The organism is uncultured Flavonifractor sp., from assembly GCF_944383115.1.
GTDB lineage: Bacteria > Bacillota > Clostridia > Oscillospirales > Oscillospiraceae > Flavonifractor.
On sequence record NZ_CALWOJ010000017.1, the window covers coordinates 1 to 14,896 of the forward strand.

14 protein-coding genes and 2 pseudogenes are annotated in these 14,896 nt (G+C 59.5%); 12 read left to right on the plus strand and 4 right to left on the minus strand.

Annotated features, from left to right (window positions below):
• Nucleotides 1–126: 126 nt before the first annotated feature.
• Both Q0K43_RS03550 and Q0K43_RS03555 read right to left on the minus strand, forming a co-directional pair.
• Nucleotides 127–825 (minus strand): ATP-binding protein, encoded by a 699-nt coding sequence (locus tag Q0K43_RS03550; protein WP_297289196.1) that lies wholly within the window; start codon nucleotides 823–825, stop codon nucleotides 127–129.
• A 144-nt stretch (nucleotides 826–969) separates the two neighbouring features.
• Complete coding sequence (locus Q0K43_RS03555; RefSeq protein ID WP_297289197.1) at nucleotides 970–1,218, minus strand: IreB family regulatory phosphoprotein; 249 nt, start codon at nucleotides 1,216–1,218, stop codon at nucleotides 970–972.
• A gap of 243 nt (nucleotides 1,219–1,461) precedes the next feature.
• Between Q0K43_RS03555 and Q0K43_RS03560 the strand changes: the two genes are divergently transcribed.
• Complete coding sequence (locus Q0K43_RS03560; protein ID WP_297289198.1) at nucleotides 1,462–1,929, plus strand: RNA polymerase sigma factor; 468 nt, start codon at nucleotides 1,462–1,464, stop codon at nucleotides 1,927–1,929.
• Between the two features lie 2 nt (nucleotides 1,930–1,931).
• Entirely contained in the window at nucleotides 1,932–3,407 is a 1,476-nt protein-coding gene (locus Q0K43_RS03565; RefSeq protein WP_297289199.1) for a serpin family protein, read from the plus strand.
• 120 nt (nucleotides 3,408–3,527) lie between these two features.
• Here the strand turns inward: Q0K43_RS03565 and Q0K43_RS03570 are convergent, their stop codons facing one another.
• A complete protein-coding gene (locus Q0K43_RS03570) occupies nucleotides 3,528–4,109 on the minus strand; it encodes a hydrolase (protein ID WP_297289200.1) in 582 nt (193 codons plus the stop codon).
• Nucleotides 4,110–4,251: 142 nt separating this feature from the next.
• Here Q0K43_RS03570 and Q0K43_RS03575 point away from each other — a divergent pair, with 142 nt between their 5' ends.
• A complete protein-coding gene (locus tag Q0K43_RS03575; RefSeq protein ID WP_297289201.1) occupies nucleotides 4,252–4,539 on the plus strand; it encodes a hypothetical protein in 288 nt (95 codons plus the stop codon).
• Here Q0K43_RS03575 and Q0K43_RS03580 read toward each other — a convergent pair.
• Nucleotides 4,517–5,917: a PLP-dependent aminotransferase family protein gene (locus Q0K43_RS03580; RefSeq protein WP_297289202.1), complete on the minus strand. Its 1,401-nt coding sequence runs from the start codon at nucleotides 5,915–5,917 to the stop codon at nucleotides 4,517–4,519. The genes Q0K43_RS03575 and Q0K43_RS03580 overlap by 23 nt on opposite strands.
• Before the next feature lie 188 nt (nucleotides 5,918–6,105).
• On the opposite strand from Q0K43_RS03580, the pseudogene Q0K43_RS03585 reads away from it, so the two are divergent.
• The 9 genes and pseudogenes from Q0K43_RS03585 to Q0K43_RS03625 all read left to right on the plus strand — a co-directional run.
• A pseudogene (locus Q0K43_RS03585) lies at nucleotides 6,106–6,399 on the plus strand (sigma-70 family RNA polymerase sigma factor); the annotation flags it as partial.
• 150 nt (nucleotides 6,400–6,549) lie between these two features.
• Nucleotides 6,550–7,752 (plus strand): iron-containing alcohol dehydrogenase, encoded by a 1,203-nt coding sequence (locus Q0K43_RS03590; RefSeq protein WP_297289203.1) that lies wholly within the window; start codon nucleotides 6,550–6,552, stop codon nucleotides 7,750–7,752.
• Nucleotides 7,753–7,855: 103 nt separating this feature from the next.
• Nucleotides 7,856–8,005 carry a hypothetical protein gene (locus Q0K43_RS03595; RefSeq protein ID WP_297289204.1) on the plus strand — a complete coding sequence of 50 codons (150 nt, stop codon included), beginning with the start codon at nucleotides 7,856–7,858 and terminating at the stop codon, nucleotides 8,003–8,005.
• Between the two features lie 58 nt (nucleotides 8,006–8,063).
• Nucleotides 8,064–9,464 carry a recombinase family protein gene (locus Q0K43_RS03600; RefSeq protein ID WP_297289205.1) on the plus strand — a complete coding sequence of 467 codons (1,401 nt, stop codon included), beginning with the start codon at nucleotides 8,064–8,066 and terminating at the stop codon, nucleotides 9,462–9,464.
• Between the two features lie 24 nt (nucleotides 9,465–9,488).
• Nucleotides 9,489–9,980 (plus strand): annotated as a pseudogene (locus tag Q0K43_RS03605) (sigma-70 family RNA polymerase sigma factor); the annotation flags it as partial.
• Between the two features lie 74 nt (nucleotides 9,981–10,054).
• Entirely contained in the window at nucleotides 10,055–11,137 is a 1,083-nt protein-coding gene (locus Q0K43_RS03610) for a hypothetical protein (protein WP_297289206.1), read from the plus strand.
• Nucleotides 11,138–11,302: 165 nt separating this feature from the next.
• On the plus strand, nucleotides 11,303–12,691 hold the full coding sequence (locus Q0K43_RS03615; RefSeq protein WP_297289207.1) for a hypothetical protein: 1,389 nt from the start codon (nucleotides 11,303–11,305) through the stop codon (nucleotides 12,689–12,691).
• Nucleotides 12,692–12,713: 22 nt separating this feature from the next.
• On the plus strand, nucleotides 12,714–13,400 hold the full coding sequence (locus Q0K43_RS03620; protein ID WP_297289208.1) for a response regulator transcription factor: 687 nt from the start codon (nucleotides 12,714–12,716) through the stop codon (nucleotides 13,398–13,400).
• A gap of 63 nt (nucleotides 13,401–13,463) precedes the next feature.
• Nucleotides 13,464–14,879 (plus strand): sensor histidine kinase, encoded by a 1,416-nt coding sequence (locus Q0K43_RS03625; RefSeq protein WP_297289209.1) that lies wholly within the window; start codon nucleotides 13,464–13,466, stop codon nucleotides 14,877–14,879.
• Nucleotides 14,880–14,896: the final 17 nt, after the last annotated feature.

Genomic DNA, 14,896 nt, shown 5'->3' on the forward strand with positions numbered 1-14,896 from the left:
ACTTCATTCTACCAGGGTTCTGTATGAACTTCTTTTTATTTTCCTAAAGTGTTGCACTTGATAGTATAATTCACCATCTGAAAAAGGACACCGCAGGCCTTTTGGCCTGTGGTGCCCTTTCGCTTTTTATTGCAGTGTGCCGTCGGGGGCGATGACCGCAACCTGGAGCGGGATATCCTTGCCGCAGGCCGCTGCGGCGGCCTGGACCGCCCGCTGGATGCCGCCGCAGCAGGGTACCGTCATACGGGCCACGGTGATGCTTTTCACATCGTTCTGCGTCAGAATGGCAGTCAGTTTCTCAGTATAGTCGCCCTCATCCAGTTTGGGACAGCCGATGAGGGTCACCTTGCCCTGGATAAAGTCCTGATGGAAATTCCCATAGGCATAGGCGGTGCAGTCGGCGGCGATGAGCAGGTGACAGCCGTTGAAGTAGGGTGCGTTGATCGGCGCCAGCTTGATCTGCACCGGCCACTGGCGCAGCTGGCTGGGGACAGAGCAGGCGGACGGGGCGGACGCTTCCTCCCGGCGGATCGCCCGGCTCATGCTGCCGGGGCAGCCGCAGGGCAGGGGAGCGGCGGCCCTCTCCCTGGCTGCCTTGGCTGCCAATACGGCGGCGTGGTCATAGGCGGGAGCCTCCCGCTCTTCAAAGGTGATAGCGCCGGTGGGGCAGGCGGGCAGGCAGTCCCCCAGTCCGTCGCAGTAGTCCTCCCGGGTGAGTTTGGCTTTGCCGTCCACCATCTCGATGGCTCCCTCATGGCAGGCGGCGGCGCACAGGCCGCAGCCGTTGCACAGATTCTGGTCAATCTTTATGATTTTGCGTTTCATGGATCAAACGCCTCCTTCGTATGGATGTGGGATCAGAGTATCAGAGATGGAGCCTTTTGTATGTTGTAGAAACAACAAATCAAACAAAAAGATAGATGTCCGCGCTCTGGCACAGACATCTATCTTTTCATTCCGTCGCAAAACTCAGTCTCTGAGATACTGCTTGACCAACTCCTGAAGCAGCTCGTCCCGATCCAGCTTGCGGATGAGGGCCCGGGCGTTGTTGTAGTTGGTGATATAAGTCGGGTCCTCCGAGAGGATGTACCCCACGATCTGGTTGATGGGGTTATATCCCTTTTCCTGAAGGGAGCTGTATACGGAGGTCAGCACCTTTTTGATCTCAGGATCTTTTTCATAGTGGATGCTGAATTTGCGCGTGTAATCAGTCTCCATACCTGTCGCACCTCCCGGTTTAAATCTGTTTTTCATTGTAGCCGAAAATGCCGGCCCTGTAAAGAGGTGGGGAGAAAATTTATCAATCTTTAAGATGTTGGAAAGAAAAATGCCAGGCTGATGCAACCATTGGATGGGTGCTGTGGTATTATGGATACCAGGGGAGGAGCGGGCCTTTGTTTACGGGCATGAACAAAGGCGGAACCGCCGGCCCCAGGATGCCCAAACGAGAGGTGAAGCGCCATGACAGACGAGAGGACCGCTCAAGCGCAGATTGCCCGATGGGGGGACATGGTGTGGCGGCTGGCTCTGGCACGCACCCGCCATATCCAGGACAGCGAGGATGTGTTCCAGGAGGTGTTCGCCCGTTTTTTTCGCCATGAGGAGGAACTGGAGAGCGACCAACACCGGAAAGCCTGGCTCATCCGCTGTACCCTGAACTGTACCAATACGTTGCTGTCCGCCCGCTGGCGGACCAACCTGCCTCTGGAGGAGGCGGTGACGCAGTGTATGGCACCGGAGGACCGGCAGGTCTACAGCGCGGTGCTGGCCTTGCCGCAGAAGTATCGTACCGCCATCCATCTGCACTACTATGAGGGTTATACGGTGGATGAGATCGCCGCCCTCACCGGGGCCAGGGCCGGCACGGTGAAGAGCTGGCTGTCCCGTGGGCGTGAAAAGCTGGCGGCGGAACTGAAAGGAGACGATTGACCATGTTGGACGGATATAAACGGGCCAACGATTCCCTCCATCCCACCCATTCCGCAGTGGAACGGGCGATGAAGGGGGAAACTCCCAAGCGGAGAAGGAAGCCTCTGAAAGCACTGGTTCCGGCAGGTGTGGCGGCTGTGGCAGCCGTGGCCCTGCTCATCACCGGTCTCCCCGGCCCCGGGGGCGAAATGGGAGGCGGGCCGCTGTCCGGCAGCGCCTATGCCATCGCCCTGCCGGAGTACCCGGATCTGCCCAAGCACCCCGTCGAACCCCTGGGGGGCAGCGACGCGGAGTGGGAGCAGTTCAATGAAGACCTGGATGTTTATCTGGATGCCTGGGAGACCTACCAGGATGAGGCCGCCAGCCTGCGCGATACCCCCGATCTGACCGCTGCCCTGAAAGATTATACCGGCACCAGCGCCGCCCTGGCTCTGGCGGGGGAGGGTAACCGGGTCTATTCTCCCGTGTCCCTGTGGTTTGCCCTGGCCATGCTGGCCGAGACCACCGGTGGGGAGACCAGGCAGCAGGTGCTGGATGCCCTGGGCGCCTCCGACGTGGAGCAGCTGCGGGAGTGGGCCGACATCCTGTGGCACACCCTCTACCTGGATGACGGCACCGCCACCACCCTGCTGGGCACCTCCATCTGGCTCAGCGAGAAGTTAGACTTCCACCAGGACACCCTGGAGCGGCTGGCGGAGTACTACTACGCCGGCTCCTTCCGGGTCCCCATGGGTACCGGCGAGGCGGACAGAGCCATCACGGAGTGGGTATCGGAGCAGACAAAGGGGCTCATCGGCTCCGACGGCAAGGTGCTGACCACCAGGGCCGAGACTCTGGCGGTGCTGGCCTCCACACTGTACTTCCAGGCCCGGTGGAGCGACCAGTTTGATCCCAGCCTCACGGCGGAGGATGTGTTCACCGCCGCGGACGGCAGCGAGACGGTGGTAGACTTCATGCACAAAACCCAGACCGCCGGCTTCCTTCGGCAGAACGGCTACCAGGCGGCCAGCCTGGGCACCACCGGCGGCACGATGACCTTTGTGCTTCCCGATGAGGGGGTCACCCCCGCCGAATTGCTGGCCGACCCGGATTTTCTGACAGAACTCACCGATTCTGACAGCAAGATCTACGGCGAGGTCCAGTGGTCGGTACCTAAGTTCGACGTCAGCTCCGACCTGGATCTGCTGCCGACGCTGACGGGTATGGGGATCACCGACGTGCTGTACAGGGGGACCGCCGACTTCACCCCCCTCATCGACATCACTCCGGTGTGGCTGGAAGAGGCCAGACAGATCGCCCGGGTAAAAGTGGACGAGGAGGGGGTGGAGGCCGCCGCCGTCACCCTGCTGGCTGTCGACGCCCAGGAGGCCATCGTGGAGAACCCCGCCGTGTGCGTCATGGACCTGGACCGTCCCTTCCTCTTCGTGATCCGGGATGGGGACACCGTCCTTTTTGTGGGCGTGGTGGAGGCGATGTGAACAGCCCTTCTTGCTGCGGCGATCCGACTGAAAAGAGAGACACGGCCATGGCCGTGTCTCTCTTTTCTTATATTCTCGTCAATCCTGGAATGGCACAATAGGCTTAATTAGATATGGAAGTTACAGACTGGCGCACTGTGCTTCGATATCGGCTTCACAATCTTTCATCGCCTGGAGGGTGCGCTCCAGCAGGTCGTTCAGCTCCCAGCCCAGCAGCTGGGCGCCTTGCGCAATGGTCTCCCGGGAGCAGCCGGCAGCAAAGCGTTTATCCTTATACTTTTTCTTCAGGCTGGAAAGCTCCATATCCTGAACGCTTTTGGAAGGACGCATCAGGGCGGCGGCGCCGATCAGGCCGGTGAGTTCATCCACCGCAAAAAGGACCTTCTCCATCTGATGTTCCGGCTCTGCGGTGCCGTCGGTCATGCCCCAGCCGTGACTTACCACCGCGTGGATCAGGGCAGGATCTATCCCTTCCGCCTCCATGATTTCCCGGACCTTGACGCAGTGCTGGTCGGGATACTGTTCAAAATCCAGATCATGGAGCAGACCGGCGGTAGCCCAAAAGTCCGCTTCCGCTCCGTACCCCAGCTGTCGGGCAAACCAGCCCATGACGGCCTCCACCGTAAAAGCGTGGCGGAGATGGAAGGCCTCCTTGTTGTATGTTTTCAACAGGTCCAGGGCCTGCGCTCTGTTTAATTCCATGGCAGACAGCCTCCTTATCATGCTTTGCTGCATTATAGCACACATGACCATCCAATGCAAAGCCCGCCCGACCTGTTTTCAGGTCCGGCGGGCTTTGCGGGGAAATAAGACGCTAGGGCTGGACGGGCGGAGGCAAGAAGGTTTGGCCCCCGATGCCTTCCAGCGGAAAGAGGGGCGCATGGTACCGGGCGGCAAGACGCTCAAGACGGTCCAGGGAATCCACCTGTCGGTACTGGGCGCTGATGCGGTCCTACACATGGGCGGGCAAGTGATCGAAATATTCCTGTGCCCGGGGATTATGGCGGAACAACATATAAAGGTCGGTATAGGCTTGACGCATGAGATCACCCCGATCTTAGGGTGCGCAGATCAAAATAGGGCTATCATGCAAGTTTATGGTAAAGTGATCAAAAATGCCATGCGGATTTGAGCAAAGACAGGGCCGGAGCCATATCCTGGGCAGCCACCTGGGTATAGCCAAGGATGAGCGCGGGGGGGCGATGGTCGGGGGGCGGCGTCAGATCGCAGATGGACAGGGGGGCTACGCCCACGCCTACCTGAGCTGCCCGGGCAGCCAGTTCCCGCTCGTCCCAGCCATCCTCCATCCACAGCAACAGGTGAAGCCCGGCGTCCCCGCCGGCAAAAGAACCCACCTGGGACAGCCCAGTCTCCCGGGCAGCTGCCAGCAGAGCTTCCCGCCTGGCTTTATAGCGGGTGCGGGTGCGATTCAGGTGCCGCTCAAAATGACCGCGATCCATGAACCGGGCCAGCGCATACTGCTCAAAGGAGGGTACGGTGGAGGAATAAAACCAGAATTCCTTCCGCCACCGCTCCAGCAAATGAGGCGGCAGTACCATGTAGCTGATACGCAGGGAGGGAGCCAGGCTTTTGGCAAAGGTATTGAGATAGATGACCCGCTCCTCGCTGTCCAGGCTTTGCAGCGCGGGAATGGGGCGGCCTGAGAAACGAAACTCGCTGTCGTAGTCGTCCTCCAGAATATACCGCCCCGGCCGCTGGGAGGCCCAGCGCAGCAGGGCCTGCCGTCGGGGGACGGGCATGATGATACCCAGCGGGAAGTGATGAGATGGGGTGACGTGGACGATCTGAACTCCGTGCTTGTCCAGTTCCTCCACCATCAGGCCCTGACTGTCCAAAGGGATGGGGGCCACCTGGGCGCCGCAGCTGGTCAGGATGCGGTGGGTTTTGGTATAGCCGGGATTTTCCACGCCGTAGCGGCCCTCCCGGCCCAGCAGCTGGACCAGCAGATTGGTGAGTACCTCTGATCCGGCCCCCACTACGATCTGCGCGGGATGGGCGCGGATGCCGCGAAAGCGATACAAATGGGCGGCAATGGCCTCCCGCAGGGCGGGTACGCCCTGGGGGTGCGGCGTATTGAGCAGGGTGTCCTCCTGTTGGGAAAGTACTTCCCGCATCAGCTTGGCCCAGGTGGCAAAGGGGAAAAGCGTAGTGTCCACCGTACTGGTGGAGAAATTATAGCGGAATACCGGCCGGGCCGGCGCCTCCGGAATGGGAAGGGGCGTTGCCGGGGCCTTGGCGGGCGCGGCCTCCGCCGCCTGAACAAAAAAGCCCCGCTTGGGCTGGGACTGGAGATAGCCCTCTGCCAGCAGCTGATTGTAGGCGCCCTCCACCGTCACCACACTGATCTTTAAATGAGCGGCCAGCGCCCGCTTGGAGGGGAGCCGTTCTCCGGCGGCCAGCCTGCCCGCCTCGATCTCTCCCCTGATGTGGCGGTAGAGCTGCTCGTACAGGGGCATTGGGGCTCCGCTGTCCAGAATGGGTGTAAGCATAAGGAACCTCCTGTCTGACCTGATTGTTTCTCTTATATAATATACATAGCATCAGTCCAGATGGCAAGGAGAATCAAAGTCCATCGAAACAGGTCCCACGATAAAAAATATACCCGCCGCGACCTCCGTATGAAAGGTACAGCCGGGGACATACTGAGAACAGACAAAGAGAAGGGGAGGCACGGCCCATGCAGGGAAAGGTGGAAATTTGCGGCGTTAATACGGCCAAACTGAAAGTGCTGAAAAATGAGGAGACTATGGAGTTGCTCCGCCGGGTGAAGCAGGGGGACATGGGGGCCAGGGAACAGCTGATTGCAGGAAACCTGCGGCTGGTTCTGTCTGTGATCCAGAAGTTTACCAACCGGGGCGAGAGCGCCGACGATCTGTTTCAGGTAGGCTGTATTGGACTGATCAAAGCCATCGACAATTTCAACACCGATTTGGACGTGCGTTTTTCCACCTATGGCGTGCCGACCATACTGCCACTGGGGAAAAAGATACGGGCGCTGTGGGCAGGAGGTCGGCGCCGATCCCTGGGGGGGTGGCCCAATCTTGAACGGGGAAGTAAGCCGTGATAAAATAATGACAATGAGAACAGCGTGTCTATGGAGACGAAAGGAGGCGGGGGCGGAATGAATGCCGCGATGTCCAAACTCAGCGTTGCGGTCCGCAAGCCGGCGGTCAAGTTTGTGGGCAAACCTACGCCGGTGACCTATATCGGGCCGGGGAGAGCCAAGGAAGTAGGGCGGCTGCTGGGGTTGCTGGGGGCAGGAAAGGCCCTGGTGATCACCGGCTCTTATCTGTATCAATCCGGCCAGCTGGAGGGCCTGCTGGACGGCATCCGAAAGGCCGGGGTGGAGTATACGGTATTTTGCGGCGTGCAGCCCGACCCTACGTTTGCCGTGGCGGACGACCTGGCAAAAGCCTGCGCCGGCTGCCACGCGGTGGTGGCGGTGGGCGGCGGGTCGGTGATAGACGCCGCCAAGGCGGCGGCCGCCGCCGCGGCCAATCATACCAGGAGCGCGGCTTTGGTGGGAGTGATGAAGGTGCGCCGCCATCCCCTGCCTCTGATCGCGGTGCCCACCACCGCAGGGGCCGGCAGCGAAACTACGCTGGCTGCTGTCATATCGGATCCTGTTACCCATGTGAAAAGACAGCTGCTGGACCCCAAACTGGTACCCATGTTTGCCATTCTGGACCCTGAGCTGACCGTAAGTTTGCCTGCCCATACCACCGCTTATACGGCTATGGACGCGCTGACCCACGCACTGGAGGCCTATGTGTCCCGCTACGCCGATGCGGAGACTGACCGGCAGGCCCGTATTGCCATCCGGCTCATTGTTCGGTATTTGCCCCAGGTGCGGGAAAACCCCGCCGATCTGGAGGGACGGGAGGGACTGCTTACCGCGGCGTTCTTTGCCGGTATGGCCTTTACCCGCACTTATGTGGGCTATGTCCACGCCTTTGCCCATGCCATCGGCGGCAAGTTCGGGGTGTCCCACGGACTGGCCAATGGGGTGCTGCTGCCCCATATCATGCGCTACTATCTGCCGGTATGTAGCGGACGGTTTGCCGAGTTGGGCAGGATGCTCAAACTGGGTATGCCCGGCGATACCGATGAGATCAAGGCCAGACGCTTTGTGAAACTGCTCTACAAGCTGAAGCGGCAGATGGAGATTCCCGCCCGGTTGGAGCAGTTTCCCGCTTCCGCCATCGAGGAGGTCATCGACCTGGCGTTTCAGGAATGCCACGGCACTTATCCGGTACCCCGGTACTTCTCGCGGGCCCATGCCCGAAAGCTGATGGAAGCGGTGTGCGCCCAGGAAACATCATAACGACCGTTAAACGGACGGAGGGACAGCCTTGTATGGGTTGCCCTCCGTTCTTTTTTGTCTGTATCCAATGCCGGGCGGGCATACTGAGACGGGAGGCAATCATATGGTAGTGCGACGGTATATCAATGGAAAACCGGTTTCCGGCAAGGATCTGCCCCGTCAACAGGTGGACAACCCGGTGCTGATCCAGCTGCTGCGGCAGGCCCGCGCCCGGAGCCGGAAGAAGGGGTTCCAGGAAAAGGAATTGCTCTGAAGCGGCGGTTCCGATACAATAAAGAAGCCCCGGGACAGCGCCCGGGAAAGGAGTCAATGTGAAGGAGGAAACAACTTGCGGCCAGCCCCTGCGGGCCCTCTATATTCGGGTGTCTACCGAGGCCCAGGCAGAGGAGGGCTACTCCATCCAGGCCCAGACCGAGCGGTTGGAGGCCTACTGCAAAGCGATGGGGTGGGGCAACTACCGTTTTTATACCGACGGCGGCTACAGCGGCAGCAATCTGGACAGGCCGGAGATGACAAAACTCATTGCCGACGTGCGGGCCGGACAGGTGTCCACGGTGGTGGTATTCAAGCTGGACCGACTGTCCAGAAGTCAGAAAGACACCCTCTACCTCATTGAGGACGTATTTCTCCCCAATGGGGTGGACTTCATCTCGCTCAACGAGAGCATCGATACCTCAACGCCCTATGGGCGGGCCATGATCGGCATCCTGTCCGCCTTTGCCCAGCTGGAGCGGGAAAACATCTACCTGCGGACCCGGATGGGCATGGTAGAGCGGGTGCGGCAGGGCTACTGGATGGGAGGGGGCGGGGTGCCCTTCGGCTACGACTATGACCAAAGTTCCGGTATCTTAGTGCCCAACGCAGACGCCCCCAGAGTGCGGCAGATGTACCAGCTTTACCTGAAGGGATGGTCCGCCCAGCGGATCGCGGGCCTGATGGGGCTGAAATACGATAAGCTGGTGACCCAGATCCTCACCCGCAAGAGCAACATTGGGATCATTACCTATAAGGGGGAGGAGTACAAGGGCCTCCATCAGCCCATCGTGCCGGAGGAGCTGTTCTACCTGGTCCAGGACCGTATGCGGGATCGCTCGGTCAAAAACCGCACCGCCGCCGGACACCGGCACCTGCTGACCGGCCTGGTATACTGCGGCGCCTGCGGCGCCAGGATGCGGTACATCCGCTGGGGTAAGCAGGGCTACAAACTGCGCTGCTACGGCCGGGACCCATCCAAACCCCATATGCGCAGAGGAGAAAACTGCCAGGCGGAGGCTGTCTGGGCGGAGGATCTGGAGGAGCAGGTACTCCACGATCTGTTTCAGGTATCCGCCCGGCTGGGAGAGGAGAAGGAACTGCTTCCCGATCCTATGACCCAGCTGGAGGGGGAGATGGAGCGGCTGGAGGGCAAACTGCGGCGGCTCTACCAGCTCTTTGCCGAGGGGGAGGACCCGGTCCTGGTGGACGCGGTGCGCCAGGTGCGGCGGCAGCTGGAGGTGCTGCGGCAGGAGTACGCAGCCGAGGAGGCAACCCGCCGCCGGGCCGCCCGGCTGGAGGAATTACGGGATCAGGCCGCCGGTATCCGGGATGCCTGGCCCTGCCTCACCCAGGAGGAGCGGCAGACGGTGATCCGGGACTGTGTGGACCGCATTGTGGTGAATGGGCCGGAGGTGGAGATCTACTACACTTTTTTACAGCAGGACCCCAAGGCATAACCCGTTTTCCCCACGGGTATCCTCATGCCGATGATCGTAGGGGAAATCAGACGCTATCTGAGAGACAATTCCTCCCTCCGGGTATCCCGGTCCATGCGGGACACCGCCTATCGGGTACTCCAGGCCAAGGAGAAGTTCATGAACGAACACCAGCGGGAGCCCAGCATGGAGGAAATTGCCAAGATGCTGGAGCTGAAGCGGGAGGACGTGGTCTTTGCGCTGGACGCCATTATGGACCCGGTGTCCCTTTACGAGCCGGTATACGAACATGGCGGAGATACCATTTGTGTGATGGATCAGGTCAAAGATGCGAAAAACACCGACGAGAGTTGGCTGGAGCATATTGCTTTGAAGGAGGCGATGGAGCGCCTCAACGACCGGGAAAAACAAATTCTGCGGATGCGTTTTTTTGAGGGCAAGACACAGATGGAGGTGTCCGCCGAGGTGGGTATTTCCCAGGCCCAGGTGTCCAGACTGGAAAAAAGTGCGATCAACCGGATGAAAAAGGATCTCTGAAGAACAGATTGCGGATTTGGGGCCGTCATGATACAATGGAGGGGACAAAACGACGGAAAGGAGTTCTGATCCCCATGAGCTTTGTACTGCCTGAGTATCATGCCCCTGATTTTACCCAGCCCATGTTCCAGAACGCCCCCAGCGTGACCTTCCGCTCCGCCCCCAGGGACGGGGTGGCGCCCGAAGGCTACCATGCCACCAGCATTTTCCCGGAATACTTCAAGATTAACGGAGACTGGCTGCTGGCAGAGGAGAGCCGCATGGACTGCGTGGCCGTCCTGCGGGATGGTAAGATTGCCGTGGTGGAGTTCCGCAACCTGAAAGAGGGCGAGCCGGTGGTAGTAGGCCGGACGGAGGATGCCTCGGAGGGTATCTATATCCACGCTGACGGCTTTGACAGCGACAAGAGCGAGCAGGAGACCTTCTCCTTCCGTCAGGGTCGCTCCCGGGAGACCGCCTACTCCATGGATTACGACTCCATCTATGAGCTGCTCCGCCATGAGAAGGACCACGGGCGCATTCTGTGGGTCATGGGCCCCGCCTGCGCTTTCGATCACGATGCCCGGGACGCCTTTGCCGCCCTGGTACGGGGGGGCTACGTCCACGGCCTGCTGGCGGGCAACGCCCTGGCCACCCACGATCTGGAGGCGGGCTATCTCCGCACCGCCCTGGGCCAGGACATCTACACCCAGAAGAGTATGCCCAATGGCCACTATAACCACATCGACACCATTAACGCTGTCCGGCTGGCGGGGTCTACCGCCGCCTTCGTCCACTCCGGCAAGGTGAAGGACGGCATCATTTACGAGTGTGTCAACCATGATGTGCCCTTCGTGCTGGTGGGCTCCGTCCGGGACGACGGCCCCCTGCCGGAGGTATACGGCAATGTGTATGAGGGCCAGGACGCCATGCGGGCCCTGGTCAGAAGTGCCACCACCGTCATCTGCATGGCCTCCACCCTCCATACGGTGGCCACCGGCAATATGACGCCCTCCTACCGGGTGGTGGACGGGGTGGTGCGCCCGGTGTATTTCTACTCGGTGGACGTGTCCGAGTTCGCGGTGAATAAGCTGCGGGACCGGGGCAGTCTGTCGGTACGCACCATTGTGACCAACGTACAGGACTTTGTAGTTAACGTCCGCAAGGGCGTCATGTAAAAGCAGATGCCGCGGCCCCGGGGCTGGATGCCCCGGGGCCGTTTTTTCTGCAAGGGAGGCAGATCTGTCTGGTTTGGGGGATAAAATCAGAAATGGCCATATCATTTCCGAAAAAGATGTGTTATGATAATACTGTTGAAATCTCCCATGGAGGGCAGAATAAGCATGAAAAAACTCAGATTGATCCTGGCGGCGGGACTTTTCCTGCTGTTGACAGGCTGTTTTTCCCAGTCGGTGGATGATCTGTACGCGCCGCCCAGAGCGCCGGACGACTACCTGAAGCTGGACAACAAAATCAATGAGGTTCTCAATGCCGGGGGCGAGTACGCCGCGCCGCTGACGGGGGAACTGACCCAGAAGGTACAGCTTCAGGATCTGGACGGGGACGGTGTGAAGGAGGCCATTGCCTTCTTCCGGGTCAGTTCCTCGGAGCGGCCCCTGAAGATCTATATTTACCGCCAGACCGGTGACGACTATGAGGTTGCCGCCATTATTGAGGGCGAGGGGTCGGCCATCAACTACGTTTCCTATGAAAATCTGGATGACAGCCCCAGCAAAGAGATCGTGGTCAGCTGGCAGATGATGAGCGACCAGAACCATTCCCTGGCGGCCTATTCCATCCATGAGGATCAAGTGCTGGAACTGATGCGTACCAATTATACCAGCTTTGAGATCTGCGACCTGGACCAGGACGGCATGGACGAGATCGTGGTCATCCAAACGGGGATCACCGAGGAAAGCAACCGTGTGGAGTTATATAACTACAACGACGGTATGCTGGCGTTGGATTCCTCTGCTCCTCTGTCCCGCAACGTGACCGGCCTGCCGGAAGGGGGCGTCAGGACAGGGTATTTGCAGGGCAATATACCGGCGGTCTTTGTCAGTTCAACCTATGGACACAGTGGAAGCGAAGCGGTCTATTCCAACACGTCCTATAGTCAATCCGGTCATATCACCGATATTTTTGCGTGGAAAAACGGACATATCCAAAATATCACACTGGACGCCGAGACCGGAGAAAGCGATAATACCATCCGGTGGTATACGGCGGTGACGGCCAAAGACATCAATAACGACGGTATTCTGGAGCTGCCCGACCCCTATGCGCTGCCCGATTCGGGAAGTACCAGCATCGCGGTGAATTTCTGGGCCATCCGCTGGCGCCAGTATGACATCAACGGGAATTCCCACCCGGTATTCACGACCTATTACAACGACCAGGACGGCTGGTATTTCATTCTGCCGGAGGCGTGGGACGGTAAAATTACCCTCTCCCGCAACGATGTGGCCGGCGGAGGCGAGCGGGCGGTCATTTTCTCCTACTGGGAGGGAGACGCCAGCGTGGATCCGGCTCCGTTCCTGATCATCTATACCCTCAGGGGAGATAACCGGTTTTTGCGGGCCAATATGTCGGGAAGATTCCGCCTGCTTGAGGGCGATGACGACAGCGATACCATCTATGCCGCCCGCTTCATTCAGAACAGCTGGGACTGTGGGCTGGATGAGAGCGGTGTGAAGGCGCACTTTGCATTGATCACCAACGATTGGTCCTGACGGACGATAAGGAGGGAACGGGATGAAGAAGGTACTCGTACTGGAAGACGAGGCCAACATCCGCAGCTTTGTGGTCATCAACCTGAAGCGGGCGGGCTATGAGGCGATCGAGGCTGAGACCGGCGAGGAAGCCCTGGCCCAGCTCAAACGCAATCCGGACATCAAAGTGGCGCTGCTGGACATCATGCTGCCCGACATGGACGGCTTTGAGGTGTGCCGCCGCATTCGGGCAGGGGACAATAACATCGGAATCATCATGCTCACCGCCCGCACCCAGGAGATGGACAAGGTCACCGGCCTGATGACCGGCGCGGACGACTATGTGACAAAGCCATTTTCTCCTGCCGAGCTGACGGCCCGCATTGACGCGCTATACCGCCGTACCGGCGGTGTCGAGGCGGTGGACACCGGCGAGATCAGCCAGCCGCCCTTCCTGCTCAATACCCGCAACCGGACGCTGGAGAAGAACGGCCAGCGGGTCAAGCTGACTCAGGTGGAGTATTCCATTATGAAGCTCTTTATGGATAACCCCGGCAAGGCACTGTCCCGGGAGGAGATCCTGGATTCGGTTTGGGGCCGGGACTACTTTGGCGAGTTGAAGATCGTGGATGTGAATATCCGTCGCCTGCGCATCAAAATTGAGGACGATCCCACCAATCCCACCTTCATAACGACGGTGTGGGGCTACGGCTACAAGTGGGGCTTCTGACAACGCCAAGCGACCAGCCGAAGCGGCATTTTGATCAAACCCAGGTGGTGAAACAACGATACTATGAAAAAAATCAAAGGCATCCGCGGCATTCGAAAACGGTGGATGGTCAACTCCATCAGCGTTGTGCTGTTTATCGTGCTGCTGGCGGTGACGGCCTTCTCCGCCGCTATGGGCAGCTATTATTACTCCACCCTCAGCGAGTCCCTGTCCCAAAAGGCGGAGAGCGCGGTGCGCAGCTTCAACTACTATCGTACAGGGGATTCCTATTATGAATATGCCCGCACGCTGGTGGGCGGAGACCAGTCCAGCGACCGGCTGGAGGTGGAGTTTCTGGATGCCAGCGGCCAGATCCGATATTCCAGTTCAGATCTGACGGCCTTTCGCTCCCCGGGCACCCCGGATATTTCCAAGGCACTCAGCCAGGGCAAGACCGAGGTGTGGACCGGCTCCGATCCCAGCACCGGAGAACATATTATGGCGGCGTCCAGTCCCCTCATCATCAACGGAGAGGTAGTGGGGGCCATGCGCTACGTTACCTCCCTGCGGAACGTGGACTGGCAGATCGTGATCGTGGTGGCCATCTCCCTGGGCATCGGACTTGCCATTCTGGCGTTCGTCTACTTCTCCAATCTGTATTTCGTTCGCTCCATCGTGGAACCGGTGGCAGGTATCACCGATACCGCCAAGCGGATCGCTGCCGGTTCTTACGGCGTACAGATCGAAAAGCAGTATGACGACGAGATCGGCGATCTCACCGACGCCATCAATGATATGTCTCTGAAGATCAACCAGAGCGAGAAGATGAAGAACGAGTTCATCTCCTCCGTGTCTCATGAACTGCGCACCCCGCTGACCGCCATCAACGGCTGGGCGGAGACCATCATGCACGGGGAGGTGCGGGACGGCGCCGATGTGAAGAAGGGCATGGGGATCATCGTCTCCGAGGCCCGGCGTCTCACCAACATGGTGGAGGAACTGCTGGAATTCTCCCGTATCCAGGACGGCCGGTTCACCCTGTCGGTGGAGCCTATGGACATCAAGGCGGAGCTGGAGGACGCGGTATACACCTACCGGGAGTTCTTCCGCCGGGAGGGCATCGAACTCAACCACTTCGATTGTGATGAGGAGTTCCCTCCCATCGAAGGCGATCCCGAGCGGCTGCGGCAGGTGTTCTGCAACCTGTTGGACAACGCCGCCAAGCACGGCGGTTCGGGCAAGCGGATCGACACCGCCATCCGCCGGGAGGAGGATATGGTGGTCATCACCATCCGGGACTACGGGCCTGGTATCCCGGAGGAGGAACTGCCCCACGTCAAATACAAGTTCTACAAGGGTTCCTCCAAGGCCAGAGGCTCCGGTATCGGCCTGGCGGTGTGCGATGAGATCGTCAGCCGCCATGAGGGCGTACTGGAGATCGGCAACGCCGAGGGCGGCGGCTGCATCGTTACCGTCCGCCTGCCCATCCAGGCCCAATGAGGCAATGTCAGGGAAAT